The 20,902-nt window shown below is 39.9% G+C and carries 19 protein-coding genes and 6 tRNA genes; 22 read left to right on the top strand and 3 right to left on the bottom strand.

Annotated features, from left to right (window positions below; translation table 11 throughout):
- The first annotated feature begins 15 nt into the window (after nt 1-15).
- Both atpD and atpC read left to right on the top strand, forming a co-directional pair.
- A complete protein-coding gene (gene atpD / locus E7K77_RS08200; RefSeq protein ID WP_004697530.1) occupies nt 16-1,440 on the top strand; it encodes a F0F1 ATP synthase subunit beta in 1,425 nt (474 codons plus the stop codon).
- 3 nt (nt 1,441-1,443) lie between these two features.
- On the top strand, nt 1,444-1,851 hold the full coding sequence (gene atpC / locus E7K77_RS08205) for an ATP synthase F1 subunit epsilon (RefSeq protein ID WP_004697509.1): 408 nt from the start codon (nt 1,444-1,446) through the stop codon (nt 1,849-1,851).
- A 47-nt stretch (nt 1,852-1,898) separates the two neighbouring features.
- Here the strand turns inward: atpC and E7K77_RS08210 are convergent, their stop codons facing one another.
- Together E7K77_RS08210 and E7K77_RS08215 are read right to left on the bottom strand one after the other, a co-directional pair.
- Nucleotides 1,899-2,807 (bottom strand): hypothetical protein, encoded by a 909-nt coding sequence (locus E7K77_RS08210; protein WP_021148535.1) that lies wholly within the window; start codon nt 2,805-2,807, stop codon nt 1,899-1,901.
- A 109-nt stretch (nt 2,808-2,916) separates the two neighbouring features.
- Nucleotides 2,917-2,992 (bottom strand) — tRNA-Val (locus tag E7K77_RS08215).
- An 808-nt stretch (nt 2,993-3,800) separates the two neighbouring features.
- Between E7K77_RS08215 and E7K77_RS08220 the strand changes: the two genes are divergently transcribed.
- The 4 genes from E7K77_RS08220 to E7K77_RS08235 all read left to right on the top strand — a co-directional run bounded on the left by E7K77_RS08220 (nt 3,801) and on the right by E7K77_RS08235 (nt 7,719).
- Nucleotides 3,801-4,643, top strand: a complete 843-nt coding sequence (locus E7K77_RS08220) for a fumarate hydratase (protein WP_004695072.1) — start codon at nt 3,801-3,803, stop codon at nt 4,641-4,643.
- Nucleotides 4,644-4,662: 19 nt separating this feature from the next.
- Nucleotides 4,663-5,223, top strand: a complete 561-nt coding sequence (locus E7K77_RS08225) for a Fe-S-containing hydro-lyase (RefSeq protein ID WP_004695073.1) — start codon at nt 4,663-4,665, stop codon at nt 5,221-5,223.
- Nucleotides 5,224-5,394: 171 nt separating this feature from the next.
- The gene (locus E7K77_RS08230) at nt 5,395-5,946 is read left to right on the top strand and encodes a TIGR01440 family protein (protein WP_008602458.1); all 552 of its coding nucleotides are present in this window, start codon (nt 5,395-5,397) and stop codon (nt 5,944-5,946) included.
- Between the two features lie 9 nt (nt 5,947-5,955).
- Nucleotides 5,956-7,719: an LPO_1073/Vpar_1526 family protein gene (locus E7K77_RS08235; protein ID WP_008602460.1), complete on the top strand. Its 1,764-nt coding sequence runs from the start codon at nt 5,956-5,958 to the stop codon at nt 7,717-7,719.
- 156 nt (nt 7,720-7,875) lie between these two features.
- Here the strand turns inward: E7K77_RS08235 and E7K77_RS08240 are convergent, their stop codons facing one another.
- Complete coding sequence (locus E7K77_RS08240) at nt 7,876-8,601, bottom strand: Crp/Fnr family transcriptional regulator (RefSeq protein WP_021148534.1); 726 nt, start codon at nt 8,599-8,601, stop codon at nt 7,876-7,878.
- A 272-nt stretch (nt 8,602-8,873) separates the two neighbouring features.
- Here E7K77_RS08240 and hcp point away from each other — a divergent pair, with 272 nt between their 5' ends.
- From hcp to E7K77_RS08320, 16 genes are all read left to right on the top strand, one after another.
- A complete protein-coding gene (hcp, locus tag E7K77_RS08245) occupies nt 8,874-10,439 on the top strand; it encodes a hydroxylamine reductase (protein ID WP_008602464.1) in 1,566 nt (521 codons plus the stop codon).
- 436 nt (nt 10,440-10,875) lie between these two features.
- On the top strand, nt 10,876-11,538 hold the full coding sequence (gene sdaAB / locus E7K77_RS08250; protein ID WP_038125691.1) for an L-serine ammonia-lyase, iron-sulfur-dependent subunit beta: 663 nt from the start codon (nt 10,876-10,878) through the stop codon (nt 11,536-11,538).
- Nucleotides 11,539-11,549: 11 nt separating this feature from the next.
- Complete coding sequence (gene sdaAA, locus E7K77_RS08255; protein ID WP_083788811.1) at nt 11,550-12,422, top strand: L-serine ammonia-lyase, iron-sulfur-dependent, subunit alpha; 873 nt, start codon at nt 11,550-11,552, stop codon at nt 12,420-12,422.
- A gap of 69 nt (nt 12,423-12,491) precedes the next feature.
- On the top strand, nt 12,492-13,910 hold the full coding sequence (locus E7K77_RS08260; protein ID WP_008714924.1) for a CCA tRNA nucleotidyltransferase: 1,419 nt from the start codon (nt 12,492-12,494) through the stop codon (nt 13,908-13,910).
- Nucleotides 13,910-15,877 carry a penicillin-binding transpeptidase domain-containing protein gene (locus tag E7K77_RS08265; RefSeq protein WP_038125692.1) on the top strand — a complete coding sequence of 656 codons (1,968 nt, stop codon included), beginning with the start codon at nt 13,910-13,912 and terminating at the stop codon, nt 15,875-15,877. Before E7K77_RS08260 ends, E7K77_RS08265 begins: the two co-directional genes overlap by 1 nt.
- A 118-nt stretch (nt 15,878-15,995) precedes the next feature.
- Nucleotides 15,996-16,823, top strand: a complete 828-nt coding sequence (locus E7K77_RS08270; RefSeq protein WP_038125694.1) for a bifunctional 5,10-methylenetetrahydrofolate dehydrogenase/5,10-methenyltetrahydrofolate cyclohydrolase — start codon at nt 15,996-15,998, stop codon at nt 16,821-16,823.
- Entirely contained in the window at nt 16,816-17,157 is a 342-nt protein-coding gene (locus E7K77_RS08275) for a hydrogenase maturation nickel metallochaperone HypA/HybF (protein WP_008714928.1), read from the top strand. Before E7K77_RS08270 ends, E7K77_RS08275 begins: the two co-directional genes overlap by 8 nt.
- A gap of 15 nt (nt 17,158-17,172) precedes the next feature.
- A complete protein-coding gene (gene hypB / locus E7K77_RS08280; protein ID WP_004697543.1) occupies nt 17,173-17,826 on the top strand; it encodes a hydrogenase nickel incorporation protein HypB in 654 nt (217 codons plus the stop codon).
- Entirely contained in the window at nt 17,823-19,244 is a 1,422-nt protein-coding gene (locus E7K77_RS08285) for a hypothetical protein (RefSeq protein ID WP_004697547.1), read from the top strand. The genes hypB and E7K77_RS08285 overlap by 4 nt, the downstream gene beginning before the upstream one ends.
- A 28-nt stretch (nt 19,245-19,272) precedes the next feature.
- Nucleotides 19,273-19,737 (top strand): BREX-3 system P-loop-containing protein BrxF, encoded by a 465-nt coding sequence (brxF, locus tag E7K77_RS08290; RefSeq protein ID WP_004695092.1) that lies wholly within the window; start codon nt 19,273-19,275, stop codon nt 19,735-19,737.
- A 446-nt stretch (nt 19,738-20,183) separates the two neighbouring features.
- Nucleotides 20,184-20,259: transfer RNA gene (locus E7K77_RS08295), tRNA-Thr, on the top strand.
- Nucleotides 20,260-20,269: 10 nt separating this feature from the next.
- A tRNA-Tyr gene (locus E7K77_RS08300) sits at nt 20,270-20,354 on the top strand.
- 5 nt (nt 20,355-20,359) lie between these two features.
- Nucleotides 20,360-20,435: transfer RNA gene (locus E7K77_RS08305), tRNA-Met, on the top strand.
- Nucleotides 20,436-20,466: 31 nt separating this feature from the next.
- A tRNA-Thr gene (locus tag E7K77_RS08310) sits at nt 20,467-20,542 on the top strand.
- 5 nt (nt 20,543-20,547) lie between these two features.
- Nucleotides 20,548-20,624, top strand: a tRNA-Met gene (locus E7K77_RS08315).
- Between the two features lie 180 nt (nt 20,625-20,804).
- Nucleotides 20,805-20,902: GTP-binding protein (locus tag E7K77_RS08320; protein ID WP_038034850.1), on the top strand; the 98-nt coding region annotated here is incomplete at its 3' end.

Here is a 20,902-nt window from a genome sequence, read left to right on the forward strand (position 1 = left end):
AGGAGACATCTGTCGATGAGTAATAATATTGGTAAAGTTGTGCAGGTCATCGGCCCAGTTGTAGACGTGCGCTTTGATGCTGGTCATTTACCAGCTATCTACAACGCCATCCACATCTACCATGACCACAAGGCACACGATAGACAAAAAATCGTAGTAGAGGTTATGCAACACTTAGGCGACGATACAGTTCGTTGCGTTGCCATGAGTTCTACTGACGGTATGACACGTAATATGGAAGCAGAAGATACTGGTGCTCCAATTTCCGTTCCTGTAGGGGAAGGCGTATTGGGTCGTATCTTTAACGTACTTGGTGAAACTGTAGACCATGATCCAGCTCCAGTTGTGGCTGATGAAAAATGGCCTATTCACCGTCCAGCACCTAAATTTGATGACCTTTCTCCAGATACACAAATCTTGGAAACAGGTATTAAGGTCGTTGACCTTATCGCTCCATACGTAAAAGGTGGTAAAATCGGTCTTTTCGGTGGTGCCGGTGTAGGTAAAACCGTATTGATTATGGAATTGATTCACAATGTTGCTACAGAGCACGGCGGCTATTCCGTATTCTCCGGTGTAGGGGAACGTACTCGTGAAGGTAATGACTTGTGGAACGAAATGAAAGAGTCTGGCGTTATCAATAAAACAGCCCTCGTATATGGACAAATGAATGAGCCACCAGGGGCTCGTATGCGCGTAGGTCTTACTGGTCTTACAATGGCTGAATACTTCCGTGATGTGAAAAAACAAGACGTGCTCTTGTTCATCGATAACATCTTCCGCTTTATTCAAGCGGGGTCCGAAGTATCCGCCCTCTTAGGTCGTATGCCATCTGCCGTAGGTTACCAACCTACATTGGCTAATGACGTAGGGGCATTGCAAGAGCGTATTACATCTACAAAAGAAGGCTCTATTACCTCCGTACAAGCTGTATATGTACCTGCCGATGACTTGACTGACCCGGCTCCAGCAGCGACATTCGCTCACTTGGATGCGACAACAGTATTGTCTCGTTCCATTGCGGAACTTGGTATCTATCCAGCGGTGGATCCTCTGGACTCTACAAGCCGTATTTTGGACCCACATGTACTTGGTGAAGAGCACTACGCAGTAGCTCGTGGAGTACAAGAAGTATTGCAAAAATATCGCGATCTTCAAGATATTATCGCAATCCTCGGTATGGAAGAATTGTCTGACGAAGATAAACTCACTGTATCTCGCGCTCGTAAGATTCAACGTTTCTTGAGTCAACCATTCTTCGTAGCAGAAGTATTTACCGGTTCTCCTGGTAAATATGTGCCATTGTCCGAAACATTGAGAGGCTTCAGAGAGATCTTGGATGGTAAACATGATGAATTGCCAGAAGGTGCATTCTACATGGTTGGTACCATTGATGAAGCCATTCAAAAAGCAAAGGAAATGCAAGAGAAGGGGGAATAATCCATGGCGGAACCTATGACCCTACAGATAATTACACCTGATGCAATCGTATTCGAGGGCCAATCTACATTCTTTGTAGGTAAAGCTATCGATGGTGGTTTTGGTATTTTGCCAAATCATGCGCCTATGATTATTGCATTAGACTTGGCACCTTTACGCATTGAACAACCAGATGGAACATCTCGTGAATATGCTGTATTTGGTGGCTTCTGTGAAATTGAACATAATAAGGTGAGTATTGTAACCCCTGACTGTCAAGATCCAACATCCATTGATGTGGAACGTGCTCGTCGAGCTAAAGAGCGTGCAGAAGGTCGGTTATCAAATCCTACACCTGATATTGATGTAGAAAGAGCGGAAGCAGCATTGCAACGTGCTTTACTGCGCTTGCATGTTACAAAAATGTTATAAGAAAAAGGCTAGCCATCTGGCTAGCCTTTTTATCTTTCTAATTTTGATTATAAAACGCTCACACCTTTTAAGGAGTATGCAGTATTCTTAGGTTGTTCTACTTGAAAATCTAATACAACAGGTGCCTCAGAATTGATACCAGGTGCTTGGTAGCGGTCACGATCTGTTGGAATTCGTTTGTATGGTAATTTATCAAGTAATATAGTCATAACTTTGTTCCAAACTGATTTATGTGTTGGCATAGTTAAAGAGTCATCAGTTTGGTTGAAGCCCGTACGAACAGTATGGATTACCTTATCGTTTACATCATAATAGTATAAAAGGGCATTAACCTTTGCAGCGATATAAATTTCATGATTATCCTTATTGTATGGATCTGGGCTGTTAATAGTATTAACTTGTACATATACGTCTTGTAATGGTACAGGCATAATAACGATTTCAGAATTTTGGGCCTCTGCAATTTGAGCAAGATCAGCGGCTTTAATTTCTGCAGTTGGTGTGTTAGTACTTACAATGGTTGTATCATAGTAAGGATATTTAAGTGTATTTGATAAGCGATCTGTCATGTAGTGACCAAATTGAGCTGTGTTTTCATTGCGCAAATTTGCTGGTACAACAATAGTTACTTTGCGGCTTGGAAAGTTTTCCAAGTGACCATCATGACTTGTACTAGTAGCATTAATAGTTGCTTTTTCTGAAACTCCAGAAATTGGTGTAGATGTTGGTGTGGCAGCTACTTTTATGACAGGCTCCATATTTGTTTTAGGGGTCAATGTAGAAGCCTCATTACTTGTGTTACTTTGTATAGTGCTAAGAACCACAGGTTGCGTTGTATTTGGTGTTAGCTGACTCAAATCGATCATAGCGGCACTGGCTGTTGTAAATGCAGTTGTGAGTAGTACAGCAAGTACTGTAAGTAGTGGACGTTTATAGAGTCCGAAGTTATGTAACATAATTCCTCCTCTTAATAAAACTCTTTTAAAATTACAAATTATACAATTTATATTATTATATCATATATATAAAAAAAAGGAGCAAGCTTAACAGCTTGCTCCTTTAGTTTGGTGGACGATGACAGGATCGAACTGCCGACATCCTGCTTGTAAGGCAGGCGCTCTCCCAGCTGAGCTAATCGTCCATATGTGGTGACCCGTCCGGGAACGATCGGTTAACAGCCGATTGCTCTACCGACTGAGCTATCGAGGAATGGTACGATTGTTATTATATGTTAGATTAATTATAAAAGCAAGCATTTTTTTTAGAACACTATAAAATAGATACTATCAATTATGACTAAAAGACATAACTTTATAAATAAAATTGGTTATCAGTAATTTTGATGAGAGAGTCATTAAAATTAATAAAATCTATAGAGCTTAATAATTATAGATATTTACTGTGTTCTAAGGTGATTGTATGACTCCAAATGCATGGGAGTTAGCAATATAAGTATATTGAAGATAATCGGTATACATATGCATTATAGAAAAGTTTAAAAGATTTAGTTGAAAAGTAGTATCAGTTAAGAAAGAAGTGTATTTATCTTATTAGATATAGCCTATGTTTGTGGTTCATTTTAAACCAAATCTATATATAATAAAGTAGGTAAAAATATAAGATATAAAAATCTTATTGATATATGATAGACTATGACTTTTATCACAATGCAGGGCTATTTTAGTGACTAGAGAATAAGGTCTATATAGGCTATTGAAAAACCGAAATATATACAAAAATATTCATGAAAACAATTCTCAAAAACCGAAAAAGCATTGAGAAAACTGTATAGGTAAGGCGTTGAATCCCCCTATATTGTGTGCTACGATTTATGTATAGAGTTAATCTCATCGGTTTGAGATAGATATTCTTTCATATGTTTGAGAATTTTATTTTATCTCATCGGTATTAGAATTAATATTCAACTATTTTCCTGAGGAGGGATTATCTTGCGCGAGATTCAAGTATCTGAAATCACAAAAACAGTCCGTCAAATGTGTATGGACGCAGCTTACCACTTGCCAAAAGACATCTATGAAGGTTTGAAAAAAGGCCGTGAAACAGAAGAGTCTTCAGTAGGTCGTATCGTTCTTGATCAAATTATTAAAAATGCAGAAATTGCCGATGCTGAAGATCGTCCATACTGCCAAGATACTGGTATGACTATGGTATTCTTAAAAGTTGGTCAAGATGTTCATTTCGTTGGTGGTGATCTTACAGAAGCTATCAATGCTGGTGTTGCAGCTGGTTATGTTGAAGGTTATCTTCGTAAATCCGTTGTAGCTGAACCATTGTTCAACCGTAAAAATACACAAAATAACACACCTGCAATCATCTATACTGAAATCGTTCCTGGCGATAAAGTAGATATTCAAGTAGAATTAAAAGGTTTCGGTTCTGAAAATAAATCCGATGTAGCTATGCTCGTACCTGCTGATGGTGTGGAAGGCGTTAAAAATGCAGTCCTTGAAATCGTAAAACATGCAGGTCCTAACCCATGCCCTCCAATTGTACTCGGCATTGGTATTGGCGGTACTATGGACCAAGCAGCAGTTATGTCCAAAAAAGCGTTGCTTCGTGACATTAGCGTACCTCATAAAGATGCAGACTATGCAAAATTAGAAGAAGAAATCATGGAAATGGTTAACAAAACTGGTATTGGACCACAATTGGGTGGCACTACAACTTGTATCGGTGTAAACATCGAATGGGGTGCAACTCACATCGCAGGTCTTCCTGTTGCAGTTACTATCATGTGCCATGCTGCTCGTCATGCTCACGTAGTACTTTAATCGATAGGAGGTAAAAACAATGGCTGAATCAATTCGCATTAATACTGAAGAATATAATGAAGAGTTTTCCCGCAAATTAAAAGTTGGTGATAGCGTTCTTATCACTGGTAAAATTTACTCCGCTCGTGACGCTGCTCATAAAGTTATGACTGAAGCTTTAGCGCGTGGTGAAAAATTACCAATCGACTGGACAAATAAATTCGTTTATTATCTTGGACCAACACCTGCAAAACCTGGTGATCCAATTGGTTCCGCTGGTCCTACAACTTCCGGTCGTATGGATGCTTACACACCAACAATGCTTGACCAAGGTATCAAAGGCATGATTGGTAAAGGTTCCCGTAAACCAGAAGTAGTTGAATCCATGAAGAAAAATGGTTGCACATACTTCGCAGCAGTTGGTGGCGCAGCAGCATTGATTGCAAAATCCATCAAAAAATATGAAGTACTTGCTTATGGTGAACTTGGACCAGAAGCTTTGGCTGAATTGACTGTTGAAGATTTCCCTTGCATCGTGGTTGGCGATACTGAAGGTAATAACTTCTACGAATTAGGCCAAAAACCTTACAGAAAAATCTAATATCACCATTGAGTGATTGAAAGAGGCTTGCTAAAGCAAGCCTCTTTTTGTTGTTAAGCCATAATCATAAGATGTTCATCCGTTACGTGTAGAGTTTAGTCTACCGATTCTGTCGGTTTTATGATAATATACATATAGATTTTATACATTCAATTTGAGTGAGGCGATAACATGACTTCTGTAGAAACTATTCGTCAGTCAACTCGCAACGCGATGGCTGAATTACTTGATTTAGCAAAGGTTCGCGAAGGTCAATTATTCGTTGTTGGCTGTTCCACTAGCGAAATTGTAGGTAAAAAAATCGGCACTGACTCTCACCTTGATGTGGCTCAGGTCGTATTTGATGAAATATACAATGCTGTTAAGGCTAAAGGACTTAACTTGGCTATTCAATGTTGTGAACATATTAATCGTGCACTTGTTATGGAACGTAGTGCGATGACATGGGAGGAGGAAGTTAATGTTGTTCCTCAACGTCATGCGGGTGGTGCCCTGGCTGTGATGGCGTACGAATATTTTGATGATCCTGTGATGGTTGAATTTATTCAAGCTGATGTAGGCATCGATATTGGAGATACTTTCATTGGTATGCACATGAAACACGTTGCAGTGCCTGTACGTCTTTGTGTGAAAGAAATTGGGAAAGCACATGTGACCGCTTGTCGTGTTCGTCCGAAGAGCATTGGCGGTGAGCGTGCTGTATATAATGAAGCATTGATGTAGGGGGATAGTATGTCAAACCTAATACCGTATTTTGTATTAGCCGTCGTGGCATTGGGATTCTTTGCTGTTTGCTATGCTGTATTTAGCGGTGGTGATGGTGAAAGTAAGGCAAAAGAAAAATCCTATAAAAACATAAGTAATAAAAATAATCCTAAAGCGCATAATGATGTTATATTTGCAACGGAGTCGCAAGAGGGCAATGTAACAATCACACATACGAGTGGAACTAATGTATATACTGCATCAATTCCGGATACAGTTGAAACGGTGGTCGGTGAAGAGCGAGAACCGGCTGAACCTCTGGTTGATCCTATAGATACCTCTTATAATAAAAGAAGTACTCTAAAGTCTAATTCAAGTCATGTTTCAGAGGGAGAATATGCGTTAGCATTAGGTTCGGATAATGGAACACCAATAGGTTCGGATAATGGCACACCAATAGGGGATGAAACCATTGTGATGACAGCTGTATCAGATCTTAAGCAAGCTAATCAAGCCAATCAAGGTGTTACTCCGTTGGTGGATAAAACTATTGTCCTCGATGTTGTTACAGATGAACTTCTCAATAGCGCTAACTCTGTTGAAGATACAATTGCTATGGGTGAATCTGTGGAAGCCTTTGAAGCTGATGAAGCGGATAGCATAGATGCTACACAAATGATAGGTGGTGCAAACGAAATACAAACCGCGGAAGGTCCATCGGTATTAGATGAAACGCGTTTGTTTGATGCTTCTGAAATTGAAGCACAATTGGCGGCAACAAGTTTAGCTGAAGAGGAGGAACCGCATGGTCAATGGGCAAAAACGGCACATGAGGATAAATGCGTTGAGTTGGCTATAGCACCATTTGTTCATTCCTTTGGGGTGTTACATGGTGATACGCAACATTATGTAGAATCTATTACAAGAGATGCTTTAGCGGCTCTCAATATTACAAAAATTGTTGAAGTGAATGCATTACTAGAGAATATTGTTATTCAAGAAGCGTTGATGAGTATGCAAAAGGCATATGCCGCTACAAATACAGAGTGGATGAAGTCCGCTGCATTAGGTGCTTTTCTAGATGTGGTTCAATCTCCTAAATCTAGTACGCCATACCTCGTAGCTTTTGATGCATTACGTGTATTACCTCATTTAACATTAGGTCACTTCCAAGTTATGGCCTTAACATTATTGTTACAATATTCTAGAAATTCTAATAACTATGGATTGATTCACTTCCAACATTATGTGGAAAAATATATTGAGCCATTCATCTCTGATTTACCTCGAAATGATTCCTTCTATCGCCAGCTGGACTACTTACGCTGTACACAAGAAGAACAAGAGCCTATCACTTTATGCCAAGTGTTGTCGAATTCATATCCGTTTGTATTCAACTATCGTGGTTTCTCTAAGGAAGAACTCTTCCGTGCTACAGATGGTCATGGTGTAGATCCACGTTATGTGGTGCGTAGCTTGAACTCCAATCTTTATAAATTAGCCTTGGTAGATGAGTCTTTAGCACCACAATTCTTTAGACAAACACGAATTTCTAATGCTATGGTTCAACGTGATCTTTTAGCTCTGATGAAGAGCAAACCTACTGCTTTCAGGGGACAAGAGGCGCGTGATATCATGGATGATATTTCACCGGTTCTATTGGACTTAGCTGATGTCTTTGATAGCACGCCAATGTCTAAAATTAGCTTAACATTGTTAGGCCTTTACTTAGGTCGTGCTCATGTGAAAGCAACCATTGGTGAAGAATTTGATTTGTCTCATTGGTTCTAATTTACAATTTTAAGCACTATATAGTTTGAAAAATTATATTATATAGTTATTATATACTTAAAACCGTTATATATTTTATGAGTCGTGTAATAAAAAAGTCTCTCAAGATAATCTTGAGAGACTTTTTAGTTTGTTAAATTTAATAGACATTAAGTATTAAAAGGTGTTAAAGCCGAATTCTTCAATGTCTTCAATATTTTTAATTGTTACGGTGCGCCCTGTAATATCAATGAGACCTTCATCGCGAAGGCGTCCTAATTCACGGCTAAGGGCTGTGCGAGATACATTGAGAACCTCAGCCATTTGCTCGCGGTTGTGGGGTAATTGAATTGTGTTAGAATGCTGACGTTTATAAATATCTGTTAAGTACGCAAAAATCTTTTCGCGCATCCCTTTTAATGTGAGGTAGTGGACTTTTCTGGTTAATAGAATTGCTTTTTCAGATAAATCCTCTAATAGATTAGATAGGATTTTAGTTTGGCATTGATGACAATCCGGTAATGTTTTAATAAAGGTTTCAAGGGGAATAAACATAATTTTAGTTGCTTTTGTTGCTTTAATGGTAGCAGGCCATAAAGGCTGTTTGCTAAATAGTAGTGCTTCTCCAAAAATATCTGATTGCTCTAAGTTTGCCATAATAACCCGTTGCCCCATTACATTTTCACGAGTCAGTAAAGCGCTGCCTTCAAGAATGACACCAATACCCTCCATAGGATCTCCAGCGAGGGCTATAAAATCATTTTTTTGGTAACTGTGGATGATAACTTTGGCATTATTTAAATAGCTACGCAGCTCTGGCTCTCCTAATGTATTGAATAAAGGACATTTCACGAGGGTGGGCATATATTGATTAATGATATCGTTTGAAAGTATTTGTTTCATAAGCACCTCCGGTGTGATAAAGTCTATAGCAATTAAAAATGATTATTGTATAATAAAAGTATAAGACTAAATGGTCTACCTGTTCCATAAGGGAAGTCAGGAAAATTTTTGAAAAAGTTTTTATTTGTTGCTCAAGCTACAGAAATTGTATCATCTTTACGTTATACTTTCAAATGTAATCAATCAGACAACTGATAAAACATCAGTGTAATGTATAGGTTTTATATTATCTAGCTTGACTGCGAGGAAGTCTCGCAAAGGAGGATTTTTAAATGAGTATGTTCTGTTATCAATGCGAACAATCTGCAGCACCAGGTGGCTGTACTGTACAAGGTGTATGTGGTAAAACTGCACCAGTTGCTAACTTACAAGACGAATTAACTGCTGCCTTAGTTGGCTTGGCTCGCGCTTTAGACGTAAAGGGTCATACTAAAGAAGGTATCGATTATATTATGCGCGGTTTGTTCATGTGTGTAACAAACGTAAACTTCTCTGAAGACCGCGTTCAAGAATTCATTGACGAAGTAAATGCTTACCATGCAAAAGTGGATAGCGCTCAACAAAATTTCGATTGGGAACAATTGTGGAAAGGTGAAGAAGACATCGTATCCCTTCGTTCCACATTATTGTTAGGTATGCGTGGTATGGCTGCATATGCATGGCATGCTGCTCGCCTTGGCTTCCACGATGCTGATGTTGACGCTTGGTTCGTTAAAGGCATGGTAGAATTCGCTAAAGATCACAGTGCTGAAGAATGGCTTGATCTTTTGATGGAATTTGGTCAAATTAACTTGAAATGTATGGCTGTTCTTGATAAAGCTAATACTGAAACATATGGTACACCTGTACCAACTACAGTTCCTTTGACTGTAGAACCAGGTCCTTTCATCGTTGTAACTGGTCATGACCTTCATGACTTGAAACAATTATTGGAACAAACTGATGGTAAAGGTGTAAATATCTATACTCATGGTGAAATGTTGCCTTGCCACGCTTATCCTGAATTGAAGAAACATCCTCAATTGAAAGGTAACTTCGGTACAGCATGGCAAAACCAACAAAAAGAATTTGTTGATGTTCCTGGTGCATTCTTGTTCACTACAAACTGCATTATGCCACCAAAAGAAAACTACAAAGCTAATATCTTCACTACAGATATGGTAGGTTTCGATGGTTGTGCACATATCGAAGAAAAAGAAGATGGTACTAAAGACTTTTCCGCAGTTATCAACCGTGCTATCGAATTGGGCGGCTACAAAGAAGCTCAAGAATTCACTGGTATCAACGGTGGTCATGAAGTAACTACTGGTTTCGGTCATGGCACAGTATTGGGTATTGCTGATAAAGTAATTGACGCTGTAAAAGCTGGCGCTATTAAACACTTCTTCTTGGTAGGTGGTTGTGACGGTGCTAAAGTAGGCCGTAACTACTACACTGAATTCGTTAAACAAACTCCAAATGATACTGTAGTATTGACATTGGCTTGTGGTAAATTCCGTTTCAACGACATGAACATCGGCGAAATCGGTGGTATCCCTCGTATCCTTGATATGGGTCAATGTAACGATGCTTACTCCGCTATTCAAGTAGCAGTAGCTTTAGCTGGTGCATTTGAATGTGATGTAAACGATTTGCCATTGACATTGGTATTGTCCTGGTACGAACAAAAAGCGGTATGTATCTTGTTAACATTGTTGGCATTGGGTATCCGTAACATTTACATCGGACCTTCCTTGCCTAAATTCTTCTCCAGCAATGTATTGAACATTTTGGTAGATAAATTCCAATTACATCCAATTACAACTCCAGAAGCTGACATGAAAGCTATCTTGGGCTAATAGGATCTATTAATCTGTTAACCACAGTCCTACGTCCCCTCTCTTTTATGATTTAGGACTGTTGTTATAAATAACGCACCTAGGGTTATCCTTAGGTGCGTTTTTTTACTATTATTGTGAAAGCTATCTATCGAGTATTTGCATATTGATGGGGCCCAGTTTTGTATCCACAACTTAGTTAGAAAGGAAAGACTATACTTCTTTGCTCCTCGTGACCTGATGTCGCTGCATAAGTATAGTCTTTCCTTTTTATAACTGTAGATATAAAGGCGTCCCATCAACATACTTCTCTTTGATAGTTTTCATATAAATAGTAGTCCTTCATAGACGCACAAATATGCCTCTAATGTGCATATAGACATTTATCAATATTGATTGTTATACTATAGGTAAGTAAGAACTTTCTCACATTATTTGTGTGTATGTAGAGGCATATATGAATAGTATTTTTGATATTATAGGACCTATTATGATTGGTCCGTCTAGTTCGCATACAGCGGGGGCTGCGCGGCTAGGGAAGATGGCGCGTTGTATTTTTCGTTCTACTCCCAAAAAGGTAGATTTAACATTATATGGATCTTTTGCAAAAACCTATAAAGGGCATGGCACAGATCGTGCTTTGATTGGCGGCTTATTAGGTTATAAAGAGGATGATGCGAACATCCGAGTTGCCCATGAATTAGCGAAAAAAGAGGGGATGGAGTTTTCTTTTATTGAGTCTCCTCTTGATGTAGGGCATCCGAATGTGGTGCGTTTTGATATGTATGATGAACATAATCGTCATATGACTGTTATTGGTCGCTCTCTCGGCGGTGGTCAGATTATGATTACCGAAGTAGATGGAAATGATATGTCCATTACAGGAGATGAGTTTACGCTCGTTGTGTTCCATGAGGATAGACCTGGTGCGATTTCTCTTGTGAGCCAAGCATTGAGCGAGTCTGATATTAACATCGCTACGATGCGCGTATTCCGTAAGGGCAAGCATAAGGATGCAGTTATGGTTATTACTACAGATACGGTGGTAAATCCTATTACAGTTCAGTTTATGCGCGAGTTTCCAGGAATCCAGGATGTGATGACCTTTGAAGCATTATAGGAGGGCGAATGATGAGTTATGCATATGATACAATTGCAGATATTATTCGCCTAGGTGAGGAAAACAATATTTCTTTTGGCGATGTAGTATTGCGTTATGAATTAGAGAATTACGACCGTAGTGAAGATGCGGTTGTTCGTGAAATAGAAAATCGCTTAGATATTTTTGAAAGCTCCATTCAAGATGGCATAGCTTATGCGGAGAAAACGGCTTCTGGTATGTCCGGTGGTCAAGCGGCACAGCTTAATGGGCAAACACCTCGTTTTATGAGTGATATTGCGTATAAGGCAATGACGTATGCTATTGCTGTAAATGAGGCAAATGCAAAGATGTTCCGCATTGTTGCTTGTCCTACGGCGGGCTCTTGTGGTGTTATGCCTGGTGCGGTGAAAGCCGTTGCGGACCACTACCAATTAGATAGAGCTACAGTGGTAAAAGGCTTCTTAGCTGCGTCCGGTATTGGTAATGTAGTAGCAAATCGCGCTTGTGTTGCTGGTGCTGTTGGCGGTTGCCAAGCGGAAATTGGTACGGCTGCGTGTATGGCAGCAGGTGCGATTGTCGAAATGATGAGTGGTTCACCACGTCAAGTAGGCCATGCTATCGCATTGTGCATGAAAAATCTATTGGGGCTTGCTTGTGATCCAGTGGCGGGACTCGTAGAGGTACCATGTGTTAAACGTAATGGCTTCTATGCAGTTCATGCTATTACTGCATCTGAAATGGCGTTGATGAATATTGAAAGTCAAATTCCACCAGATGAAGTCATCGAAGCGATGAATAATATAGGCCGTGCTATGCCGGCAGCATTGCGTGAAACAAGTGATGGCGGTCTTGCGGTAACACCGACAGGTACAGCTATTGCGGAAAGAGTGCAATCCTTATAAGGATTGCACTTTTTTCATGCTTTCATTTGTAGTAAAATAAAGATTAGACTAGTTTAGAAAGGAGCGTGTATGATGGAACAAGCAAATCGAATATTGACCGTATTGGAAGAAGCCGGTCATGAAGCCTATATCATAGGCGGCGCTGTGCGCGATATTTTGATGCATCAAAAGCCACATGACTTCGATATTGTGACGTCTGCACGTCCCGATACGGTAATTGAGGTTCTTCGCAGTCATGATATTCAAACGACAGACCTCGTAGGCAAATCTTTTGGTGTAGTGGTAGCTACATTAGAGGGAAGGCAATACGAAATTGCTACATATAGAACGGAGCGATATGGCGCAGATAGCCATCGCCCTGAAGAAATTATCTATGCCGATACCTTAGAAGAAGATGTGTTACGTCGTGACTTTACTGTCAACGGCATGGCGATGAACCGCTTTGGTGAGGTTATCGACCTCGTAGGTGGACGCCGAGATATTAAACATAAGACATTACGCACTATTGGTAATGCGCAGGAACGTTTTGAAGAAGATGCATTGCGATTATTTAGAGCGTGCCGCTTTGTGGCAAAGCTAGATTTCTTACCTACCGAAGACTTATTAGAAGCTATGCCAAAGGCATTTCATCGTGTGCCTGGATTATCTCTCGAGAGAGTTCGTAGTGAACTGGACCGACTCATGTTAGAGCCTGCTGTGGCTAAAGGCCTTGATGTATTAGTACAATCTCGCTTGGCCGAGTGCTCTTGTCGCGTTGTAGAAAATGGCGTCGCTCATGAAGTGCCTATTTTACCAGAGCTATACCATCTTGTGAATTTACCACAAGAAAAAGACTTTCACGAATTTGATGGTTGGTATCATACATTAGCCGTTGTATCTCATACAGAACCAGATTTAACATTACGTTGGGGTGCACTGTTACACGATGTAGCAAAGGGGATGCCTACGGTGCGTGCTGTGGTGAATGGTCGCCTCACAGATCGTGGTCATGATACATTAGGGGCTGAAATGACAGAAACCTTGCTTACTCGTTTAGGTTACCCTAAGAGTTTTGTGCGCCGTGTAGCTTGGATTGTAAAAAATCATATGCGCTTTCACTATTTTGTACAAAATGGGGAAGCTAATGAGAAGAAGTGGATCCGTAAAGAGGCTCGCAGCGGTGAGTTTCGAGATAGTCAAATTATGCGAATTGCATGGGAACAATTATCTAAGGTTTGTGCTGCCGATGTATTAGGCTGTGGGAAGCCTTATGCATCGACTGATGGCACCTTAGCCTTTGGTGAATGTATGGCAGATCTTAGCCTAGAGATGCCTATCCATACAAAGGATTTAAATTATGACGAACGAGTTATTAAGCTTGCAGGGAAAAAAGTGGGGGAAGGATTGCAGTATTTATTAGGTCAGGTTCAAAATGGGGTGATTCCCAATGAACCAGATGCATTATATGATGCATTAGACCATAAGTTACGCCGTCCAGTGGAGAAATGATGAAGTTATTAAATAAAGCGTTATTACGCATGAGTGATTGGAGTCGCACTACGTGGTGCCTTGCCATACTCATGACCGTTGCCTTCGTCCTTATTGGGCGTTTAGCACAGTTACAGGTCTTTGACACCTTTGACCTAGAGAAGAAAAACTTATTACAAGTTCAAGTAGATAGAAAATTACAATCGCCGCGGGGTACAATCTATGACCGTAATGGCAAGCCATTGGCGATGAGTGTAGTTACAAAATCTTTATATGCGGATCCGAAGATGATTAAACAGTCTCCTCAAGAGATTGCGGAGCTCATCTCACCGTATGTAACGATGTCAAAAGAGAATATTGTAAAAGCTTTGCAAGAGGATACCGCCTTTGTCTGGTTGAATCGTATGATGGATGCAGACAAATCAAAAGCGGTACAACAAGTTATTAAGGATAATAATATTGCAGGCCTCAATTTCGTTGAAGAATCTAAGCGCTATTATCCAAATGGTGTCTTAGCGGCACAAGTATTAGGCTTTGTCGGCACTGATGATAAAGGTCTTGATGGTCTAGAAATGGTTCTTGATGACGAATTAAAGGGGGGCGTACAACAAGAAATTGTAGCTACTGATAATAAAGGGAATGCCATCTTTGGTTCCGTATTATCTAAATTTTTACCAGATAAGGGTAAAAGCGTAACCTTAACCATCGATGCAACAATTCAATTTATTGCAGAACGCGCTCTTGATAAGGCGATGGTTGATACAGGAGCTAAGCATGCCAGCGTTATCGTTATGGATCCAAAGAACGGTGAAATATTAGCGATGGCCAATCGTCCAAGTTATGATCCTAATAACTACAACCAAAGTGGTGAAGAGGCTTTCAAAAATATTGCGGTTACCAATTTATATGAACCAGGCTCTACATTCAAACCTATCATTGCATCTGCAGCTCTTGCAGCAGGCAAATGGAAGTTAGACACTGTGTATAACGATAAAGGGGCCTTCGCTGCCAATGGACATATCATTAGAAACTGGAATGGTGAGGGATATGGTCCTGTTCGTTTGCTAGATATTTTGAAGTACTCTATTAATACTGGTATGGCTGAAATTGGTACATTAACAGGGGCAGATATTCTCTCGAAATATATACGTGATTATGGCTTTGGCTCTGAAACAGGTATTGAATTGCCTGGTGAAGGAGCAGGTATTTTGTATAATCCAGAGGATATGAGTAAGCTAGACGTTGCGACTATGTCCATCGGTCAAGGTATTGCGGTTACACCATTACAAATGGTTCGCGCCTTTGGTGCACTTTCTAATGGTGGGGCTATGATGAAACCACATATCATCAAGTCTTATAGTAACTCTCAAGGCGATGTTACAAGTACGACTGAAACATCTGTTGTGGGACAACCAGTTCCGGCGGAAACCGCTAAAACCATTGTAGATATTCTAGAAAAAGAAGTATCCGAAGGTGGCGGTACAAAAGCGATGGTAGAAGGTTATCACTTCGGCGGTAAAACTGGTACGGCACAAAAACTAGATACCAAACATGGCGGTTATCTCGACGGACAATACATTGCGTCCTTTATTGGCTTTGGCCCTGTAGAGGATCCAAAATTTGTAGTTCTTGTCGTTATTGATGACCCACAAAAGGGTTCTTATTATGGTAGTCAAATTGTAGCCCCTGTATTTAAGGACATCGTATCTCAACTTGTACGGTATTACCAAATGAGTCCGTATGTTAAAGAAAGTACACCAGTAGCTGTTAAAGCTGCTAATACATTACCTGAACCAAAACCGGGAAGTGATGGTTCTGTTACATTGCCTAACTTTACTGGTTTTACCTATGGTGAAGTGCGTGATTGGTTACATAAGGCGGGACTTGCCTTTAAACCGGATGGAACTGGTACGGCTACATCTCAAGATGAAAGTAGCGGTACAACTGTTCAGGCTGGTACAGCAATTACTGTTCATTTCCGTAGATAAAACGAATTCGGTCATAATTAGAAATTATAGACAGTTCGTTATATAATAGAATAAGAGACTTAGGTGCCTCTCCGGAGGCACCTTATTTTATAGATAGTTTGAATGAATGGAGATACTTATGATCGAATTACGCGGTAAAGCAGTAGCAGACGCTCACAAGGCGATTTTACAAGAAAAAGTTGCAGCAGTTGGCGACTCTGTAATTACTATGGCAGTATTACTCGTTGGTGAAGACCACGGTGCTCATATGTACGCTACATTTATGGAAAAGACAGCTAAAAATTTTGGCTATGGTTTTGTGCTAAAGCAATTGCCTGAAACGACAACGCAAGATGAAGTAGTAGCGGCGTTGCATGAATTAAATACTGATCCATCTATTCATGGAATTTTACCGCTAATGCCAATGCCTAAACACATTGATACAGAAGCTCTTATCGATATGTTAGATCCTAAAAAAGATATTGATGGTCTTACAACATATAACATCGGTTTAGTAACAGCTGGTAAGGGTGGCTTTGCTCCTTGTACGGCTAAGGCTTGTATGGCTATTTTAAATCACTATAATATTCCTTTAGAAGGAAAACATGTGGTTGTAGTCGGTCGTAGCCAAGTTATCGGTAAACCTGTAGCGCTTATGGCACTCGCTGCACATGGTACTGTTACAATGTGCCATTCTAGAACTTCTGATCTAGTAGAGCAAGTAAAGCGTGGTGATATTATTATTGCTGCGGCTGGTCGTGCTCATATGATTACTGCTAATATGATTAAGCCTGGTGCTGTTGTTATTGATGTAGGTATTAATGAACTGGACGGCAAAACTGTAGGTGATGTTGATTATGATGCGGTAAAAGATATTGCATCTGCCATTACTCCTGTACCAGGAGGTGTTGGATCCGTAACAACGACAATGATGCTAGAAGCGGTATACGAGGCATATCATGCATGAGATGTCTATAGCAGAAGGTATTCTTGATGTAGCGCTCGATACCTTACGTCAACATGATGCGACAGTCATTCATTCTATTCAACTAGACTTAGGTTTAATGAGTGGGGTAGAACCGGATTCATTGCTATTTTGTTGGGAAGCCATTACGAAGGGAACACCTGCGGAAGGCTCACGCATAGAAATCAATACAGTTCCTATTGAAGGAAAGTGTTTAGATTGTGATAAAATATTTTTTGTAAAAAATTATACGTTTATTTGTCCTTATTGTGACAGCCATTTCGTACAAACTATAGGCGGTCGCGAGCTACAAGTGACCTCTATAGATATCGATTGATAGAAAGGTTAGGGCATGCAAGTTCAAGTTAAAACTAATGTACTGGCAAAAAACGATGCTATTGCAGAGTCCTTACAACAGTTGTTTAAGGAAAAGAATATATTTGTATTTAACCTGTTAGGTTCACCTGGGGCAGGTAAGACCTCCCTTTTGGAGGCAACCTTACAAGATTTAAAAAAGGATTATCGCTTAGCCGTTATTGAAGGCGATTTATTTACGGCAAAGGATGCCAAGCGCATTCATGAGTTGGGTGTGCCTGTTATCCAGATTAATACAGTTGGTGGGTGCCATCTCGATGCACAGATGATTCAAGATGCCTTAGGTGATCTTAATCTTGATGATCTCGATATGATTATTATTGAAAATGTAGGCAATTTAGTCTGCCCTGCGGAATTTGAGATTGGTGAAAGCATGAAAGTAACGATTTTATCTGTTACCGAAGGTGAAGATAAGCCCCTTAAGTATCCGTTAATCTTTAAAGAGTCTAAGGCCATCCTTATTAACAAGATTGATTTATTGCCTTATGTGCCTTTCAAAAAGGAGCAGGCAATACAAGATATCCGTAATTTAAATCCAAATGGAGAAATTTTTGAAGTAAGTTGCACGGCCCACAACGGTCTTGAAACATGGTTGAATTGGTTGCGTGCACAGTTGGAGAATAATCGATGAACTATTCTATGAAGAGCCGTATTGTAGCAGCCCTCCTTGTGGGCTTGTGTGCTACTACAATCAGTTATGCAGCAGAGCCTGCCATTTCCACTGTTAACCCAGTTGCAGTAGAAACTACTGATGACACTAACGTTGTAGCTCAAGATTCCGCTAATGCGAGCAATGATGGTAGTGTAGATGGAACTGGTGAGGTTGATAGCTTGTCTTACCTTGATAATGCACCAGTTAGAGTTGTTAAGCTAGACCCAAAAACGAAACAGGAAGGTTCTAAAACTGGATGGCTCGCAGAGCAAATGGCTGTAACTGAATTTGGTGATTCTATACAATTCTGGCAAGCGGCTAGTGAGAACGAAGGTCCTTTGCCGAGTATCACTCAGAATAATTTAGCTGATATTGGTAAGTCTTATACGGCAAACAGTTTACCGCCTTTAGGTTCTCAAGATGACTATGCTATTGGCACATACCGATTGGGGAATCAGTTTGAAGTCCCAAAAGATGTAGAAAAAACTGAGGTACGTGATAACTTTACTACGTATTACATGAAAGATGTAGCAGTAACTGTATATACTGGACCTGCTCAAGAATTGTTGGTTAACAATCAATTGCGCGGTCAAGGGGCGACTTACTTCTTTGAACCAAATACTATTACAAATATTCATAGTACGAAAAAAGGCGCTAATACAGTACGTGACATTGGCCCTGGTAGCACACGGATGGAATTGATATTTGCCTATGGCAGTCCTAATGCGATGTGGCGTGATAAGAAAAATGAGACGTATATTTTCCTTTATGAGGGGCATTCCGAAAATTCATTGCCTCAAAAAAAGGAGTTTAAGAGTCCTGTAGAGAATACAAATAGTAATAGCCAACAACAATCTATGCTTGGTCAGCAAAAAGAATATATTGCTTTCACCATTAAACAAAGCAATATAGAGGCTGTAGACATTATTAGTGGACAAGTATGGCCTAGGTTTGGATTGCCGAAAGCTGAAGTGTATGATTTTGAAGCTGGTACACTTACGGCTGATGATTTTGTATTGCGTGGTTTCAAGTTGAATGACCATTTTGTTAATGATCCTAATAATGATTGGAAACATCAAGGCATATTGTTTGGCTCCACATTTATTGGCTATAATGAATACGGTGTGAGTGTAGATAAAAAAGATCTTATCAATCGCGTATTATTAAATGTTTATACGCCTACACGTCGTGGAATCGCGATGGGTGATACCAAATATTTATTGCTCTTTGTGTATGGTATGCCAACTCGTATTGTTGAATCTACAACAAAGGCGGGGACGTCTACCGTATATGAATATAAAAATCCAGCGGCAAGCAACTCTTATTTACAGTTTGCCCTAGATGATAAAAACCAATATATCAAATCCGTTATGTTATCTGACCGTCCTGTAAAATAGGATAGGTCACAGCGAGGAGGCAAAGGGTATGGTTACTGTACAAGATGTAAAAGAACGTTGGGAAAAGATTCAAGGTGATGATGAACGTATATTGTTTATCGTTGGTGGTCCAGGTTCTGGTAAAAGTTTGCTAATTCGTGAATTGTCTGAGCAGAAGGGCTGGAAATACTTGGAAGCTAAGCAACTCATCGAGGAAGAGTTTTTGCTCGTGCCTCGTGATGAACGGCCTCAATTAGCGGAAGAAGTTATTTGCCGTGCTCTTAGCCGTAGCGATACGGAAGTAGTCTTGCTAGATGGCATTAATGTATTCTTTGCACCTATCTTAAATCTAAAACCATTTGAGTTGTTAAAAACTATTAGTAAGAAGTATCCTATTGTCGTTGGCTGGCGTGGACATATTGAAGGGGATCAGTTGTACTTAGAACATAACAATAATCCTAAACATGCTGTAGTTAGTATTGCACATCCAGATCATGTTATTGCAATCGACTAAATGTATGTTTGAACATATTGGTTGAATATAGGGAAAACTATAGATGTATAGAAGGAGATAGCGGGCTATCTCCTTTTTTAGTTATATAATTACAGTTATTAGGTAAAAAATATAGTTTTGTAATTTCCTATTATTTGATTTTAGTAAACCTGAAATATGGATGTTAGCAGACATGGACTGGTAAGGAATGAAACTATGTAAAGGTATATAAAGAATATACTAGTAAATAAAAGTTGATTACTGGATATATACTGAAAACGAGGCATTTTATAGAGGATTGATAAAATATAAATTTTTTTTGACAAAATACTTGCATAGGGTATCGTTTCATGTTATTATGATTAAGCACTAAGAGTGACCACAGTGAACGAAAAACTTCAAAAAAGTTTTTAAATGTTCTTGACACTTAGTGTGCTAGGTGATACAATTCATCTTGTCGTAATGATGCTGGCGTAGCTCAATAGGTAGAGCAGCTGACTTGTAATCAGCAGGTTGTGGGTTCAATTCCTATCGCCAGCTCCATTTTATTTATGGAGGGATTCCCGAGCGGCCAAAGGGAGCAGACTGTAAATCTGCCGTCTTCGACTTCGAAGGTTCGAATCCTTCTCCCTCCACCATTCATAGCGGGGTGGAGCAGTTGGTAGCTCGTCGGGCTCATAACCCGAAGGTCGCAGGTTCAAGTCCTGTCCCCGCAACCATAAAAACCACAGTGAAATGATCGTTCATTGTGCTGGTGTAGCTCAGTCGGCAGAGCGTATCCTTGGTAAGGATAAGGTCACCGGTTCAATCCCGGTCACTAGCTCCATACATGGCGGCATAGCTCAGTTGGCTAGAGCAATCGGTTCATACCCGGTGTGTCCGCGGTTCAAATCCGTGTGCCGCCACCATTAAACCTCACCTTGGTGGGGATTTTTTTATTTCTTTACATATGACATGCTATTCTAAGACTTTGTATATATGGTATAATAATAGGTAAGGAAATCTTATATTCCATTGATAAATTAGGGTTAATATATTATATTAATACTAGAATGTAATTTGTTTTTGTGAAGGAGGATATAATCCTAATGGCAAAAGAAAAATTTGAACGTACGAAACCGCATGTTAACATCGGTACAATCGGTCACGTTGACCATGGTAAAACTACTTTGACTGCTGCAATCAC

Source organism: Veillonella parvula (assembly GCF_032577575.1).
Taxonomy (GTDB): domain Bacteria; phylum Bacillota; class Negativicutes; order Veillonellales; family Veillonellaceae; genus Veillonella.

What these genes read in the sequence shown, in the direction of transcription:
- E7K77_RS08270 (WP_038125694.1), top strand. Translation starts at nt 15,996, where the DNA reads ATGATCGAATTACGCGGTAAAGCAGTAGCAGACGCTCACAAGGCGATT.
- E7K77_RS08235 (WP_008602460.1), top strand. Translation starts at nt 5,956, where the DNA reads ATGTCAAACCTAATACCGTATTTTGTATTAGCCGTCGTGGCATTGGGA.
- atpD (WP_004697530.1), top strand. Translation starts at nt 16, where the DNA reads ATGAGTAATAATATTGGTAAAGTTGTGCAGGTCATCGGCCCAGTTGTA.
- E7K77_RS08265 (WP_038125692.1), top strand. Translation starts at nt 13,910, where the DNA reads ATGAAGTTATTAAATAAAGCGTTATTACGCATGAGTGATTGGAGTCGC.
- E7K77_RS08240 (WP_021148534.1), bottom strand. Translation starts at nt 8,601, where the DNA reads ATGAAACAAATACTTTCAAACGATATCATTAATCAATATATGCCCACC.
- E7K77_RS08285 (WP_004697547.1), top strand. Translation starts at nt 17,823, where the DNA reads ATGAACTATTCTATGAAGAGCCGTATTGTAGCAGCCCTCCTTGTGGGC.
- E7K77_RS08230 (WP_008602458.1), top strand. Translation starts at nt 5,395, where the DNA reads ATGACTTCTGTAGAAACTATTCGTCAGTCAACTCGCAACGCGATGGCT.
- E7K77_RS08275 (WP_008714928.1), top strand. Translation starts at nt 16,816, where the DNA reads ATGCATGAGATGTCTATAGCAGAAGGTATTCTTGATGTAGCGCTCGAT.
- E7K77_RS08225 (WP_004695073.1), top strand. Translation starts at nt 4,663, where the DNA reads ATGGCTGAATCAATTCGCATTAATACTGAAGAATATAATGAAGAGTTT.
- sdaAA (WP_083788811.1), top strand. Translation starts at nt 11,550, where the DNA reads ATGAGTTATGCATATGATACAATTGCAGATATTATTCGCCTAGGTGAG.
- sdaAB (WP_038125691.1), top strand. Translation starts at nt 10,876, where the DNA reads ATGAATAGTATTTTTGATATTATAGGACCTATTATGATTGGTCCGTCT.
- hcp (WP_008602464.1), top strand. Translation starts at nt 8,874, where the DNA reads ATGAGTATGTTCTGTTATCAATGCGAACAATCTGCAGCACCAGGTGGC.
- E7K77_RS08260 (WP_008714924.1), top strand. Translation starts at nt 12,492, where the DNA reads ATGATGGAACAAGCAAATCGAATATTGACCGTATTGGAAGAAGCCGGT.
- E7K77_RS08210 (WP_021148535.1), bottom strand. Translation starts at nt 2,807, where the DNA reads ATGTTACATAACTTCGGACTCTATAAACGTCCACTACTTACAGTACTT.
- brxF (WP_004695092.1), top strand. Translation starts at nt 19,273, where the DNA reads ATGGTTACTGTACAAGATGTAAAAGAACGTTGGGAAAAGATTCAAGGT.
- hypB (WP_004697543.1), top strand. Translation starts at nt 17,173, where the DNA reads ATGCAAGTTCAAGTTAAAACTAATGTACTGGCAAAAAACGATGCTATT.
- atpC (WP_004697509.1), top strand. Translation starts at nt 1,444, where the DNA reads ATGGCGGAACCTATGACCCTACAGATAATTACACCTGATGCAATCGTA.